The organism is Pseudoalteromonas sp. S4492, from assembly GCF_005886115.1.
GTDB classification, from domain to species: domain Bacteria; phylum Pseudomonadota; class Gammaproteobacteria; order Enterobacterales; family Alteromonadaceae; genus Pseudoalteromonas; species Pseudoalteromonas gelatinilytica.
This window is the reverse complement of record NZ_PNCP01000163.1, coordinates 1-255: the sequence shown is the minus strand read 5'-3', so window position 1 is coordinate 255 and position 255 is coordinate 1. Positions and strand designations below refer to the sequence as shown.

Sequence of the window (255 nt, the reverse complement as noted above, 5' to 3'; positions counted from 1 at the left end):
CAGGGGCCTTTGCTGGTTCGTCCGCATCCAACGGCTGTCCTTATATCAACGCCAAGACTTTTCAGCTTGTCTATTTTGGTGCGCGGCCTGCGCCACTGTCGCCAGTAGGCCATCCGTATTCTGCGACGTATCCAGTTATCCAGATCGCAGCAGAGCTGGTAGCAATTGGCGATACCAAAATAGTGAATCCAGCCCCGTAGGTATTGGCTGGCCTTGAAAAGCTGGTACTTCATCGACACGCCCCAATTGCGGTTG

At 53.7% G+C, this 255-nt stretch carries 1 protein-coding gene; it reads right to left on the bottom strand.

The window, feature by feature from the left end; all coding sequences use genetic code 11:
- On the bottom strand, window positions 1–255 hold a 255-nt coding region (locus tag CWC28_RS21260; protein ID WP_283206563.1), incomplete at both ends, for a group II intron maturase-specific domain-containing protein.